This window comes from Pseudoalteromonas sp. SiA1, assembly GCF_018732205.1.
GTDB lineage: Bacteria > Pseudomonadota > Gammaproteobacteria > Enterobacterales > Alteromonadaceae > Pseudoalteromonas > Pseudoalteromonas tetraodonis.
This window is the reverse complement of the sequence record NZ_CP076084.1, coordinates 787,085-801,398: the sequence shown is the minus strand read 5'-3', so window position 1 is coordinate 801,398 and position 14,314 is coordinate 787,085. Positions and strand designations below refer to the sequence as shown.

General features: G+C 40.2%; 12 protein-coding genes. 4 read left to right on the top strand and 8 right to left on the bottom strand.

Annotated features, from left to right (window positions below; genetic code table 11):
* Window positions 1–79: 79 nt before the first annotated feature.
* Complete coding sequence (locus KK487_RS03685; RefSeq protein WP_024601515.1) at window positions 80–1,390, top strand: M20 metallopeptidase family protein; 1,311 nt, start codon at window positions 80–82, stop codon at window positions 1,388–1,390.
* 28 nt (window positions 1,391–1,418) lie between these two features.
* Here KK487_RS03685 and KK487_RS03680 read toward each other — a convergent pair whose 3' ends face one another.
* From KK487_RS03680 to pomA, 4 genes are all read right to left on the bottom strand, one after another.
* Window positions 1,419–3,359 carry a DNA topoisomerase III gene (locus tag KK487_RS03680; protein WP_024601516.1) on the bottom strand — a complete coding sequence of 647 codons (1,941 nt, stop codon included), beginning with the start codon at window positions 3,357–3,359 and terminating at the stop codon, window positions 1,419–1,421.
* Window positions 3,360–3,434: 75 nt separating this feature from the next.
* Entirely contained in the window at window positions 3,435–3,920 is a 486-nt protein-coding gene (locus KK487_RS03675) for a hypothetical protein (protein WP_013464238.1), read from the bottom strand.
* 147 nt (window positions 3,921–4,067) lie between these two features.
* Window positions 4,068–4,988, bottom strand: coding sequence for a flagellar motor protein MotB (locus KK487_RS03670; RefSeq protein ID WP_028834921.1), 921 nt, complete (start codon window positions 4,986–4,988; stop codon window positions 4,068–4,070).
* Window positions 4,989–4,990: 2 nt separating this feature from the next.
* Window positions 4,991–5,758 carry a flagellar motor protein PomA gene (pomA, locus tag KK487_RS03665; protein WP_016900636.1) on the bottom strand — a complete coding sequence of 256 codons (768 nt, stop codon included), beginning with the start codon at window positions 5,756–5,758 and terminating at the stop codon, window positions 4,991–4,993.
* A 303-nt stretch (window positions 5,759–6,061) separates the two neighbouring features.
* Here pomA and xseB point away from each other — a divergent pair, with 303 nt between their 5' ends.
* The 3 genes from xseB to dxs all read left to right on the top strand — a co-directional run bounded on the left by xseB (window position 6,062) and on the right by dxs (window position 9,172).
* Window positions 6,062–6,304, top strand: coding sequence for an exodeoxyribonuclease VII small subunit (xseB, locus tag KK487_RS03660; protein WP_008110204.1), 243 nt, complete (start codon window positions 6,062–6,064; stop codon window positions 6,302–6,304).
* Between the two features lie 2 nt (window positions 6,305–6,306).
* On the top strand, window positions 6,307–7,194 hold the full coding sequence (gene ispA / locus KK487_RS03655; RefSeq protein WP_013464235.1) for a (2E,6E)-farnesyl diphosphate synthase: 888 nt from the start codon (window positions 6,307–6,309) through the stop codon (window positions 7,192–7,194).
* A gap of 115 nt (window positions 7,195–7,309) precedes the next feature.
* Complete coding sequence (gene dxs / locus KK487_RS03650; protein ID WP_128583394.1) at window positions 7,310–9,172, top strand: 1-deoxy-D-xylulose-5-phosphate synthase; 1,863 nt, start codon at window positions 7,310–7,312, stop codon at window positions 9,170–9,172.
* A 62-nt stretch (window positions 9,173–9,234) separates the two neighbouring features.
* On the opposite strand, the gene KK487_RS03645 is transcribed toward dxs, so the two are convergent.
* The 4 genes from KK487_RS03645 to nusB form a co-directional block, all read right to left on the bottom strand.
* The gene (locus KK487_RS03645; protein WP_024600857.1) at window positions 9,235–12,321 is read right to left on the bottom strand and encodes a ligand-binding sensor domain-containing diguanylate cyclase; all 3,087 of its coding nucleotides are present in this window, start codon (window positions 12,319–12,321) and stop codon (window positions 9,235–9,237) included.
* 31 nt (window positions 12,322–12,352) lie between these two features.
* Window positions 12,353–12,838: a phosphatidylglycerophosphatase A family protein gene (locus KK487_RS03640; protein WP_008110211.1), complete on the bottom strand. Its 486-nt coding sequence runs from the start codon at window positions 12,836–12,838 to the stop codon at window positions 12,353–12,355.
* The gene (gene thiL / locus KK487_RS03635) at window positions 12,835–13,809 is read right to left on the bottom strand and encodes a thiamine-phosphate kinase (RefSeq protein ID WP_008110214.1); all 975 of its coding nucleotides are present in this window, start codon (window positions 13,807–13,809) and stop codon (window positions 12,835–12,837) included. The genes KK487_RS03640 and thiL overlap by 4 nt, the downstream gene beginning before the upstream one ends.
* A gap of 84 nt (window positions 13,810–13,893) precedes the next feature.
* Window positions 13,894–14,307, bottom strand: a complete 414-nt coding sequence (gene nusB / locus KK487_RS03630) for a transcription antitermination factor NusB (protein ID WP_008110215.1) — start codon at window positions 14,305–14,307, stop codon at window positions 13,894–13,896.
* Window positions 14,308–14,314: the final 7 nt, after the last annotated feature.

Here is a 14,314-nt window from a genome sequence, read left to right as displayed (position 1 = left end):
TTTTATATGGTGATGAAGATAATAATTACAAGTCATCTGTTTAAATCATTTAAATACAATAGAAGGTAGTGAGGAAAATATGAAATTAGCGTATGTAAGTGCATTGTGTTTATTAGTCAGCCCATTATTGAATGCGCAAGCACTTAAGTTGGATCTTGATACCAGCATGCCGGCAATAGAAAAACTTTACTTAGACCTACATCAATCACCTGAATTGTCATATAAGGAAAAGCAAACAGGTCAAAAAATCGCTGAACGACTTCAGAAATTAGGGTTTGACGTAACCGATAATGTAGGTGGCTATGGTGTAGTCGGAATTTACAAAAATGGTCAAGGCCCTACCGTCATGATCAGAACTGATACTGATGGCCTGCCTATAACAGAGCAAACAGGCAAAACTTACGCATCAACTATTACCACAATTAATGATCAAGGTAGTGAAGTTGGCGTTATGCATGGCTGTGGTCATGATATTCATATGAGCTCTTTTATTGGTACTGCTGAGCAATTAATTACGCATAAAAATAAGTGGCAAGGTACTTTAATGATGGTTGCTCAACCCGCTGAAGAAGTAGGCGGTGGTGCAAAAGCAATGCTCAAGGAAGGATTATTTAACAAATACGCTAAACCAGATCATATTATTGCTTTGCATGTAAGCGCTAGCGTTGCTGCGGGTAAAGTGGCAATGAAAAATGAATACACTATGGCCAGTGTTGATTCTGTTGATATTAGTATAAAAGGCAAAGGTGGCCATGGTGCTTACCCGCATACAACTATCGACCCTGTGATCATCGCAGCTCGAACGATACTTGCACTACAAACAATTACTAGTCGTGAGCTTTCTCCACTTGAGCCTTCAGTGATAACGGTGGGTTCCATTCATGGTGGCTCTAAACACAATGTTATTTCTGATGAAGTTAAGTTGCAACTTACGCTACGCAGCTACAATCCAGATATACGTAACGCACAAATAGTGGCAATTAAACGTATTACTGCAGGTATAGCACAAAGTGCAGGCCTCGAGGAATCTCTCTACCCTGTAGTGAAAGTTCATGAAGATGAATCAATTCCATCAACTTACAATAACCCAGTACAAACTAACCTTGTTCGAAACGCTATAAAAAGTGCGATAGGTGATGCAAACGTGCTCGAAACAGAAGCGGTAATGGCCGGTGAAGACTTTGGATTATACGGGCGCACCGACGAAAATATTCCTATCACCTTATTTTGGCTAGGTGGCGTTAACCAACAGCAGTACGCCAAGGCAATAAAAAATAACGAAACACTGCCCTCGTTACATTCAAGTAAATTTGCGCCTGATTATAAAGTAGCACTGCCTACAGGAATAAAGGCAATGAGTAACGCCGCTGTGGCACTATTCAATCAGTGACCTTCAACGCTATATGTAAGCCCTGCGATTAATTTACCGCAGGGCTTTTTTTATAACTCGACTTTTTATACGGCGCTTTTTTTGTACGTTTGGCAAAGCGCTTTTTAGGTGACGTTTTAGGTAACAGTGCAAATGCCTGACTATTGCAGTTCGCCGCTTGACTTACAAAATTAGTTAAATCGGATAATAAAGGTTGTATAAACTGCTGATAACTCATTGCTTGCTGTGCAATATCACCTAAACTCGACTCCCATTTTGCAGTTAAGTCGGGGCTTGATAATCCCTCTGGTAATACACTAATTAATGCCAGACCTGTTTCAGTTGCTTTAATTGCTTTTCCCTCACGTTTTAAAAAGCGACGTTTAAATAACAGCTCAATAATGCCTGCACGCGTTGCTTCTGTACCGAGGCCATCTGTTTCTTTTAATATTTTTTTGATTTGCAGGTCTTTTACATAACGGCTAATTCCCGTCATAGCAGCAAGTAAGGTTGCATCGGTAAAATGAGCCGGAGGAGATGTATGCTTTTGCACCACTTCACCTTTAGTACAAGTAAGTGCCATGCCTTTTTCTAAATAAGGTAATGTAGCTACTTCTTTGAGTTCCGACTTACCCATGAGCAATTTAAAACCTAAGCTTACATCTTGCTTTGCACTTGCTTTAAATAAACCACCAGCTATGGTTACCTCTACTTTGCTTTCGTTGTAAATGTAGTCGGGATAAAACTGAATTAAATAGTGTCGACTTATTAACTGATAAATTTTTGCTTCATCATTGGCTAAACTCACACTTTTTAACTGTTTAGCTGTCGGCACAATGGCGTGATGAGCGGCCACTTTTGCATCATTAAAACATTTACTACGTTGTTTTGCATTTGCCTCATTTACCAGCTCTACTGACTGCCCACCATTTACGGCTATCGCTTTTAAAATAGCAGGTGCATCTTGGTGATGCTCTCTCGGTAAGTAACGGTTATCTGAGCGTGGGTAGGTAATTAATTTATGACGTTCATATAAAACTTGGCAAATATCGAGTACTTTTTGTGCTGGCATCCCAAAAGCTTTAGCAGCATCTATTTGTAAAGCAGATAAGTTATAAGGAAGAGGCGCGGTTTGTTTTTTTTGCTTTTGCTCAAGCGCTGTTACATTTGCGGGCTGATTAGCAATGCGTGAAGTCACATTTTCGGCTAAGGCTTTATTAAGTACTCTGCCCTCTTCATCTTGATATGGTTCGCACGCTTTACTCGGTATCCACTTAGCAGTAAATGATTGCTGCTCAGGTGTAACAAGATGAGCAAGTACTTCATAAAATGGTTTGGATACAAAATTTGCGATTTCATTATCACGATTTACAACTAAACCTAAAATAGGTGTTTGTACTCGCCCAACCGACAACACATTACCAAAGCCCGCTTTTTGCCCAGCTAGCGTATAAGCTCGCGTTAAATTCATACCAAACAACCAATCAGCACGAGACCGTGCTAAAGCAGATACACTCAAAGGGATAAAATCACGGTTAGCCCGCATAGAGTTGAGTGATTTTTTTACCGCAGTTAAGTTTAAATCACTAATCAATAAGCGTTGAATACTTTGCTTTTTAGTTTGACTAATTTTTGCTTGCTCGATTACTTCATCAACCAGTAGCTGACCCTCACGATCAGGATCGCCAGCATGCACGAGTGTTGTAGCCTGCTTAATTAATTTTTTTAAAATGGTAAGCTGCTTACGGGTTTTTGTTTTAGCTTTTAATTGCCAGTGTTCAGGCACAATAGGTAAATGCTCAAATTGCCATTTTTTAAAACGCTCATCATAGTCATCGGGTTCTGCTTGCTCGAGCAAATGACCTATGCACCAAGACACACAATCACCATTCGCCACTTCAATATAACCATCATGCTTTTTATGAGGTTTTGGAAGCGCATCTGCAATAGCACGCCCTAATGAAGGTTTTTCAGCAATATAAAGTTTCATAATCAAGCTCTAACACTGTTCATATAAACAGTAGTTTAGCATATCAGTTTAAAACTGGGGATATTTTTATAGTTTCTAACTTAAAGCTTTATTTCGCTTATTAACAAAAAGATATAAAAGAGGCAGGTAGCAGACAACAACAGTGGCAATATTTATTAAAGGCATAAATGTTTGATACATCACAGTGCTATAAGATAAATCCCAAAGGTGTCGGTCAACTAAGCGAAATAATTGAAGAATGGGTGCACCAATAACAATAAGCTGCCCAAGTACACATTGCCACAAATGCACTTTATCTTTAAGACCCCAATAAGCAATAAGTGCCATCCAAGTAATATCTGTTAATGCCCATACAAGGTAACGGTATATATAAATACCATCATCAAACGCCATTAAACTTGAGTAGGTCACAGTGCCAAATAAGAAAAAAGCGGCAGTAATAACAACGAACCTAAGAGCTAAATAATCTTTGAGGATAAAGAATATAAAAATAGCCGGACTCAAAATAAGAACCCAGCTTTTGCTTAATATACTTACAAAATACAAAAACCATTCAGGCAAACTAAATAACCTTACTTAGCTTTTGTATCTTCATCAGTTCCATCGCCGTTACCAGGCATACTACAATACTTAGTCAACATATTCGCCCCATTACATTTGTTAAGAATGTTGCATTCTATGCTAAAAAAGGTACATAGCCAAGTCATTCTATCTTACATCAATTGGCGCTGACTCTTTTGCCTTGCCTTGTAAAATTGATATTTCTACACGGCGGTTACGTCTGCGATCTTCGCGGGAATCATTAGGTACTAAGGGCCTGGTTTCTGCACGCCCTACCACCATCATTCTGGTTTTATCAAAACCTGGAACTTTTTGTAATTCACTCGCTACCGCAACTGCGCGTTTAGATGATAAATCCCAGTTATTAATGTAAAGCTCGTTGGATACCTGAAAATCATCCGTATGGCCAGACACCGTAATTTCACCGGGTACATCTTTAAGTAATCGGCCAATATCTTGAATGATAGGTTTAAATTGTGGTTGTAAAAATGCACTCCCCGATGGAAACGAGCCATTTTCTCTAATACGAATTATGATTTGCTGCCCTAAAGATTCAAGCTCAATAGCCCCATCAATAATTTGCTTTTCAAGCTGTTGCGCAATTTTTTTAACTAAGTCATTTATTTGCTCTTGATCAGCAGCAGACACTGCCGTAGCTGCAGCAACTTCCTCTGAGGTACTGCTTGATTCACCACCTCGCTTTTCACCACGTTGCTCTTGACGTCCACCTGCGGAGCTTTCATCTCCCGCCTGAAACTCAAGCATTTGTTGGGTCATTTCAACCGTTTGTTGCTGAATGGTTTCTATAGGAGTTGGCTCAGGTTTACCCGGCGTAAACTCCATAGCAATAACAGATGTCCCTTTTGGAATGTCTTTTACTTCTATTTTATTTTGTACACCAAAAGCAAACTTCATTGAGCCTGCAATTTGTTTAAATTTAAGTACATCCATTTCAGAAAATGCGAGTAAAAGTACGAAAAAGCACATTAATAATGACATTAAATCGGCAAACGTTCCCATCCACGCAGGAAGTCCTGGAGGTGGGCATTTGCACTCTTCATCTGACATAATTATTCCTCAGTATTGACTGCGCGTTTTGATTCAGCTAGATAATTTTTCAAGATCCCTTCAATTACTTTAGGATTTTGCCCGTCTTGAATACCTAATACTGCATCTAAAATTAAGCGCTGATTCATGGCCTCTTCGTCTTTACGCAGTTCTAGTTTTACCTGAATAGGAATGGCTACAACGTTTGCTAAAAACGCACCGTATAATGTGGTTAACAACGCAACCGCCATTGCCGGTCCGATAGCTTTGGGGTCATCCATGTTCGAGAGCATAGCCACTAAGCCTATCAACGTACCGATCATCCCCATTGCAGGTGCAATATCACCTAATGATTTAAATAAGGTTGCCCCCATTTCATGGCGAGTGGTGGTTAACGAAATATCTTTTTGTAATGTTGCTCGTACCACATCAGCATCATGCCCATCTACTAGCATATCAACGCCTTTGCGCATAAAAGGATTTGGGATTTCGGCTTCTTCTAAGGCTAAAAATCCGCCTTTTCGAGCAGAGTCAGCTAATTCTACCGCTTTTTCGATTAATGCTTCAGGAGGCTCAATTTTAAACATAAACGCTTTTGCACATACTTTACCAATGCCAAGAAATTGCGACATGGTAAAATTAGATAAAACGATAAAAAGGGAACCACCGAATACAATAACCACAGAAGGGGTATTGTAAAACATAGCGACTTCACCGCTACTACTCATAAACATGGACATGACAATTAAGCCAATTGCGCCAAGGATCCCAATAATGGTTGCTAAATCCACATTCCCTCCAAAGGTTTTATATTTTTTCTTCGCAAGCGTTGTTATTAATTGTTTATCGGCAAGATACTGAAATACTTAAGTGATTTTTATGATAAACGGTAAAATTAAGATTAGTTATATTTTAGATCAACATAGGTAATCAATCTAATTAATCAAAATTAATAATTTTAAAAAATAACGTTGAAACGCAATAAAACCCAATCAACAGCATTTATCTATCAAAAAACAATATCATTCTTTGACCTAGTTTAGCATTCCCCCTAAAATTGGCGTCTAAATTTATTATGTAAGTTGAAAATAAAGATGGCGACTAAAAAACCTGAAAATTTAAGTTTCGAACAAGCACTAGAAGAGTTAACAACAATTGTCAGTGAAATGGAACAAGGTGATTTATCGCTTGAACAGTCTTTAAAGCAATTTGAGCGAGGTATTGCACTTGCGAGCGCATCTTCAGGCAAACTTCAACAAGCTGAGCAAAAGGTGTCGATATTAATGGGTAATGACGAAAAAGCACCGCTTACTCAGTTTGATAACGATATGGAATAATCGTGAGCATAAAAGAACAAATAAAACTCGCTCAAGATGATGTAGCTAATACGCTCAACCTTTATTTTGAACAACCTCTTGAAAGCGACAATACTATAAAAGAAGCCACACATTACAGTGTAATGAATGGTGGTAAAAGACTGCGCCCGTTTTTAGTGTACACCACAGGTAAAATACTCGGTGCTGACAAGCGTGATTTAGATGTACTTGCCGCAGCCATTGAATGTATTCATAGTTATTCATTAGTGCATGACGACTTACCTGCTATGGATGATGATGATTTACGCCGTGGTCGCCCTACATGTCATATTGTATACGGTGAAGCACAAGCGATTTTAGCTGGAGATGCACTGCAAACTTTAGCATTTGAACTTATTGCTAAGCACACATTTAAATGTTCGACTGAAGCACAATTAAAAATGATCGCAGCACTAGCGCATGCATCGGGGTTACAAGGTATGGTTGCCGGACAAGGCCGCGATATTGCAGCAACCGATAAGGTTATTACTGTTGATGAGTTAGAACGCATTCATAAACTTAAAACCGGTGCGCTAATAAATTGTGCGATTACTCTTGGCGCACTGTGCGCCCCTAATACAAGCCAACAAACTTTAGATAACTTATCAACTTTTGGATACGCTATAGGGCTTGCATTTCAAGTTCATGACGATATTTTAGATGTTGAGGGCGATACGCTTACTTTAGGCAAGCCACAAGGGTCAGATATTGCAGCGAATAAAGCGACATACCCCGCTTTATTAGGTATGCTAGGCGCTAAGCAAAAAGCACAAAATTTAATACAACAAGCCCATGAGGCATTAGCTAACATTGACGCAGACACAACAGATTTAGCGGCATTGGCTAACTATTTAATTGAACGTGACCATTAAATACAGCTAAAACGTATTAACTCTTAGTATAAAATTATTACTGAATATTAAGTCGCCTTTTAAACCTCGTTTGTTTTGAGGAGGGTTAATATTAGCGAAGGATATATAAAAAACCATGACACTTGATAGCAGCAAGTATCCATTACTTGATTTGGTGAACGAACCAGCCCACTTGCGAGACTTAGCACAAGATAAGCTTCCTGCATTTAGCCATGAATTGCGTGACTATTTACTCAATTCGGTATCGCAAAGTAGCGGCCATTTAGCGTCTGGTTTAGGAACCGTAGAACTTACCGTTGCACTACATTATGTATACAACACACCCGATGACCGCTTGGTCTGGGATGTGGGTCATCAAGCTTATCCGCATAAAATACTGACTGGCCGTCGTGATCAAATGCATACCATTCGCCAAAAAGACGGATTGCATCCTTTCCCTTTTAGAGATGAAAGTGAATACGACACCTTTAGTGTTGGCCATTCAAGTACCTCAATTTCTGCGGCGTTAGGTATGTCTATTGCTGCACAAAAAGAAGGCAAAGGGCGTAAAACAGTCGCGGTAATAGGCGATGGCGCAATTACTGCTGGTATGGCCTTTGAAGCAATGAACCACCTTGGCGATGTTAAATCAGACATGCTGATCATTTTGAACGATAACGAAATGTCGATATCTGAAAATGTCGGTGCGTTAACCAATCATTTTGCGCGTATTTTATCAGGTAGCTTTTATACCAACATCCGCGAAGGCAGTAAAAAGCTGCTCTCTGGTGTACCGCCGGTAAAAGAGCTTGCCAGCCGTATGGAAGAACACATTAAAGGGATGATGATCCCGGGTACTTTTTTTGAAGAATTAGGTCTAAATTACATTGGCCCAATTGATGGACATGATGTGAATATGTTGGTTGATACGCTGCGCAATATGCGTAACTTAAAAGGCCCACAGCTTTTACATATAAAAACCCAGAAAGGCAAAGGTTACAAGCCTGCCGAAGCCGATCCGATTGGTTATCATGGCGTACCAAAATTTGATCCTGCAACATCAAGCTTACCAAAATCTAAGCCAGGTGCGGCGACTTTCTCAAATGTGTTTGGTGATTGGCTTTGTGACATGGCCGAGCAAGACAGTAAGCTCATGGCAATCACGCCAGCTATGCGTGAAGGTTCAGGCATGGTACGTTTTTCTAAAGAGTATCCAGAACAATACTTTGACGTAGCAATAGCAGAACAACACGCTGTTACTCTTGCTGCAGGTTTTGCTTGTGAGGGCTTAAAGCCCGTTGTGGCTATCTATTCTAGCTTTTTACAACGCGCGTACGATCAACTAATTCACGACGTTGCACTGCAAAACCTACCGGTATTATTTGCTATAGACCGCGCCGGTATTGTTGGAGCCGATGGTGAAACCCATCAAGGCGCCTACGACTTAAGCTTTATGCGCTGTATACCTAATATGGTCATTATGGCCCCAAGTGATACTAACGAATGCCGTCATATGCTTTATACAGGCTATCAAGCTAATTGTCCTGTTGCTGTTCGTTACCCGCGTGGTAGTGCAGGCTCAGCAGACATTCAAAGCACTATGCAACAACTTGAAATGGGTAAAGCGAATGTAATTAAAAAAGGTACTAAAGTGGCTATATTGTCATTTGGTACCTTGCTTGAAAACGCACAACTTGCCACTGATGAGCTCAATGCCACTCTAGTAAACATGCGATTTATTAAGCCACTTGATACGGCATTAATTAATGAGCTGATTAATGATCACGATATTATTGTAACCCTTGAAGATAACGCGATTGCGGGCGGTGCAGGCTCTGCAGTTAATGAATATTTAACGAGCATTAAAGCCGATGTAAAAGTGCTTAACTTAGGTATTCCTGATGAATTCATTAAACATGGCACACAACAGCAAATGCACGATGAAATGGGGTTAGGTGAACACGGTATTTTAACTTCAATTAAATCATTTATGAGCTAACACTTATCGTGTTTAATAAAAAAGGAGCCATTGGCTCCTTTTTTATTGCTCATCTATAACCTCTAGCGCATCCATACCTTAATATCGGCTAGACCATTGCTTTGTAACAAACCAATTTGCTGTTCAACATTGGGGTTTTGCTCAAACTCAAATGCATCTAATTGCTCGTCAAAGGTAATATTAGCGACGCCATCGCCGCCGCGTTTTTTAACTTGATGTAATGCTATGTCAGCTAGATTAATTGATGTTTCCCAGCTAATAACTTGCCCACCTAAGAGAGGTAACGGATAGAACGACCACCCGACTGACGCTGTTATATTGGTTGTTTCACCGTTAGGAAGCTGAAACGAATAATCTGCAATTGCTTGGCATAATTCAGATACATAGCTGTCGATTAAATTACATTTAAAATCGCGCAATAACAGTAAGAACTCATCACCACTCCAACGGGCAACATAATCAGAACCTTGAGTACGCGAGTTAAGTAATGCCGCTACTTGTTGTAAACAGCTATCTCCAGCAATAGGACCATAGGCATCGTTAATGCGGCTAAAGTTATCTAAATTAATAATTAACAACACCAACGATTTACCTTGAGCCTGCAATGACTGCGAGTTACGCTGAAAATGCTCAATATCTTTTGGTAGTTGATCAAACAAAAAACGGCGACTTCTCAGCCCTGTTAGCTCATCAGAGTGACTAACAAGTTTAAGCTGAGAGTTTACTTGGTTTAATTTATCGTTTGCTTGGCGAAGCTCAAGGGTTCGCTCAGTAATAAGCCCCTCAAGAACCTGCTGCTTACGTCGCTCTTGAACTTTAAATACCCAAAACACCAAATAAAAGAGCAACACAAAACCACTGGTGATCAGTAATCTAAAATATATAGTTTCACCAAATCGTTCAGGCACCACAAAAGCGTATTCGGCCGATTGCGCTTTGCCCCAATCTTCACCTTGACGTTTTGTCTCTAATTCAAATAAAAACATACCTGCTGGTAAGTTAGTGTAAATTGCTTCTCGGCGGGTATTTGCATAGCGCCAATCATTATCAAGTCCATTGAGTTTATACCTAAACTCTATACTTGCAGGTGCATAATAATCGATAGCGGTATAGGTAAGCGTTACATCACGCTCGTCAGTTTTAAGTACTGGCTTTTTACCTAACGCAGCCGCAGCAAGTTTTCGTGATGGCGTGGTTAAAGTTTCTATAGTTGGTTTAAGTGAACGCAGCCCAAATAATTCTACGTCTTTAGGAATTTCTACAACGCCTTGCAAGCTGGGATACCAAATTGAATTATCCATATCAACCACCGCATCATGGCCTAAACCATTACAGCATTGACTTGCTTTACCATCGAGCTGTCGATCAAATGAAGAGATCACTTCCTCCACTTTTAGGCTTTCAATGTTGGCTTTGAATTGCTCAACTGGCATGCGATAAACCCCTTTCATGGTGCTTACCCAAATGCGTTTTGTAGTATCATCGTACTCAAGACTAAATATAGAACCATATGGCAGCCCATTGGCGGCATCTAATTGCTGCCACTGCCCTTGTCCACTGCGATAAAACAAACCATCGTTAAGCGAGCCAATTAAAATCCCCACGCCTTTAATGTGTAAAATGCTAGTAACGTACGCACTTTCCAAAGTGGTTTGGTCGCCTATTTTTTCTATCCCGCGTTCAGTAAAGTAATACGCCCCTTTACTGGTACCAATCACCCCAAAATTTGGTTTATCTAAAACATAGGTTACAAACTTACTGCCTAAAAAAGCATTGTACGCAAAAGGGTTTAACCCGTTGTAATTTAAACGATATAAGCCTCGCCCAGTGCCCACCCAAAAGCCGCCTTTAGTCGACGTACTAATAGCAAATACAGGATTATCACTTAGCGCACGGGCAGGGAAACTATATAAGGTATTCGACTCGTAGAAAAACAAACCTCTACCAGTGGCAACATAAAGACGATTGCCGTCAAACTGTAAGTCATGTACTGAGGCATTACCATACTTGGCACTGTTGATGACATTGATAAACGTTTTATCGGCATCGAAATAGCCTACGCCGCTTTTGTTGGCAATCCATAACTTACCATCTGGTGATTTACTAATGGCCATAACCGCTTCGGTCATTTTAGAAATGGCTGAATGGCGCTCTATTCGCCCTTCGTGAGCAAGCCAAAGTCCCTCACTAAAACTCGCTAACCATATATTATTTTCATCATCTCTAAATATATCGGCAAACCAAATACTTTGATCTAATTGACTGGGCTCAACCCATTGCCAATCATCCGACTTCCCTCTGAACAATAAGCGCCCATAAGTCGATACCCACAAGCCACCATTGCCATCACTCATAAACTTATAAACGGCTGAGTTGTTAGCGTTAGGCAGCGGAAATGGGCGTAGCTCATCATCTAAATCTAAAAAGTAAGCGCCTAGCTCAGAAGCAAGATATAAATTGCCATTTAAAAAGGATAAGTCGTGAACAATTGTTTGTGCTAAACGATCAGGCAAGGCCACTTTAGCGGTAAGCTCTAAGCGCAATTTAGAAAAATCAGACGCGCTTTGCGTCAAGCGCAATAAATTACGATCGTTAACCAGCCAAATTCCCTCTGGTGAGAGCGCCATTTTACTGACTGACCCTACTATTTGGGTGATCGCAGTGGCATTTACGATAGGGCTCGGATTGTTTAGCTGGTCGCGCAGCTCTATCTGGCCTCTGTCTATGTAATAAAGCCCATTAGCTGCTATCCAAATACTGCCTTTAGAGTCTTCAAGAATATCTCTAACAGGGCCTTTAATATTAAACTCTTGTGCGGTTAGCTTTTCTGGGTCTATAACAACGAGGCCGTTTTTCGTGCCTATCCATAATAGTCCTTGGCCATCAATCAGTAATTTATTGATGCCATTGCTGGGTAAAAACAGACTATTTTGAGTGTTGTAATTAGTAAAAGTGTTACCATCAAATCGGCTTAATCCGAATTGCGTACCAAGCCACATGTAGCCTTGGTTATCTTGCACCACACTTTTGAGGGATTGTGAGGGAAGTCCGTCTTTAATGTTCCATTGTTTAACTACGTAATCAGTAATTGAAGCCGTACTTGGCATGGCACACATCAAGAGTACACAAACCAATAAAAATCGCATCATAGTGCTGCCACCTAGTTAAACAAATAATAAATTAAAAGGGTAGTAAACCTACTTTTATCAATGCTTGCAAACAAATAAGCGAAAAAATACCTGCAAGTACATCATCGGCCATAATACCAAACCCACCATGAGCACGTTTATCAAGTATACGAATCGGCCCTGGCTTTGCTATATCAAAAAAGCGAAATAGTAAAAAGCCCACTAATAATGTTTGCCAATTCAGTGCTGCACCAATCATCGTTATATAGTAACCAGCGACTTCATCCCAAACAATAGCTGGATGATCATGAACTTGAAGGTCATCAGCTGTTTTTCCACATGCCCAAATACCAAATATACTGATCACCACCGCAAATACAATTTGTAACCATAACGGAAAATGCATGGTAATAAAAATAAATGGTAACGCCGCTAAAGTACCAAATGTACCAGGGGCTTTAGGCGCAAGCCCTGTACCAAAACCCAAACCAAAAAATTGATGTGGGCGTTTTAAATTAAATAATCGGTTTTTATTCAAACCTGCTCCTTGGAAAAGTGCTCAAAGCCTTTGTGCTCAAAAACAAACTTTTCACCTTGGTGTAATAATTCTATATTCCCGTCACCACTTTTGATTTGGCCGATACAGGTTGCTTCTACACCGTATTGGCGCAACTTAATATCGAGCATACTCTTATTACTGTCTGGGACAGTGTAAAGTAGTTCATAGTCATCGCCATAGTTGAGTATAAAAGGAAGCTGTTGCTCAAAATCAAGACTCGCTTGCATCGCATCAGAAGTAGGTACATTTTCAATATTGATTGTTGCACTGACCTGTGACAAATCCAAAATGTGCCCTAAATCAGCAAGTAAACCGTCTGAAATATCAATAGCTGATGACGCTAAGCCACGCAAAGCTTGTCCGGCGGCCACGCGTGGCGTTGGAAAGTTTAAACATTTATTAATATGCTTTAAATGTTCAGGTGCAACTGGCAAACCTTGTTTTTTTGACTCAATAGCCAAACCAGCATCACCTAGCGGTCCGGTTACAAAAATCCAGTCGCCCACTTTTGCGCCACTTCGACGCAGTGCTTTACCTTCAGGAACCGTGCCTTTTGCACAAATAGTAATACTGAGTGGGCCTTGAGTCGTATCGCCACCAATAATTTGTACATTAAAGTACTCAGCAATTTCATGCATGCCGTCAGTCAGTTCTGCAATCCATTGTGGATCGATACTTGGCAACGTGAGTGCAACCGATACCCATGTAGGCTCTGCACCCATGGCAGCTAAATCACTTAAATTTACTGCCAGAGCTCGATGCCCTAATGCGCGAGGAGAGATATCATGAAAAAAATGCACCCCAGCAACTAAGGTATCTGTTGTTACAGCAAGCTGACAGTTTGCTGGTACTGTGACAAGCGCACAGTCATCTCCAATCCCTAAATTAACATCGCGACGAGTGATACCGCGACCTTTAAAGTAGTGATTAATTAATTCAAATTCCTTCATACACAAAAAAGCCGACCTATGCCGGCTCTCCTTTTTAACGGTTATTTATAACAACTCACTGAAATTAATATGCAGCTTAAGTTGTTATGACTTGCGTAACTGTTTTACAGCTTTATCAAGTACACCGTTTACAAATTTATGGCTATCTTCAGCGCCAAACATTTTCGCTAATTCAATGCTTTCATTGATAGCCACTTTGTAAGGAACATCTTCACGAAATTTAAGCTCGTAGCTGCTTAAACGTAAGATTGCACGTTCAACTTCGTCTAATTCATCAAATGGACGAGTTAAATGAGGCGATACAGCTTCGTCTAGTTGCTTATGATTTACGGCAACTCCACGCGCTAAATCTTTAAAATATTCAACATCAATTTTAGTCACATCGTTTTCGATCAACATTTGTTGTTCGATATCGGCAATTGCATTGCCGCTTAATTGCCATGAATACACGGCTTGAAGTGCTAAGATACGTGCTTTACGTCTTGCTGCTGGTTTCACAAAAATT

Excerpts from the sequence above, each read along its gene's own strand:
- KK487_RS03685 (WP_024601515.1), top strand. The coding sequence starts at position 80 with ATGAAATTAGCGTATGTAAGTGCATTGTGTTTATTAGTCAGCCCATTA.
- KK487_RS03680 (WP_024601516.1), bottom strand. The coding sequence starts at position 3,359 with ATGAAACTTTATATTGCTGAAAAACCTTCATTAGGGCGTGCTATTGCA.
- KK487_RS03670 (WP_028834921.1), bottom strand. The coding sequence starts at position 4,988 with ATGTCAGATGAAGAGTGCAAATGCCCACCTCCAGGACTTCCTGCGTGG.
- xseB (WP_008110204.1), top strand. The coding sequence starts at position 6,062 with ATGGCGACTAAAAAACCTGAAAATTTAAGTTTCGAACAAGCACTAGAA.
- dxs (WP_128583394.1), top strand. The coding sequence starts at position 7,310 with ATGACACTTGATAGCAGCAAGTATCCATTACTTGATTTGGTGAACGAA.
- KK487_RS03645 (WP_024600857.1), bottom strand. The coding sequence starts at position 12,321 with ATGATGCGATTTTTATTGGTTTGTGTACTCTTGATGTGTGCCATGCCA.
- thiL (WP_008110214.1), bottom strand. The coding sequence starts at position 13,809 with ATGAAGGAATTTGAATTAATTAATCACTACTTTAAAGGTCGCGGTATC.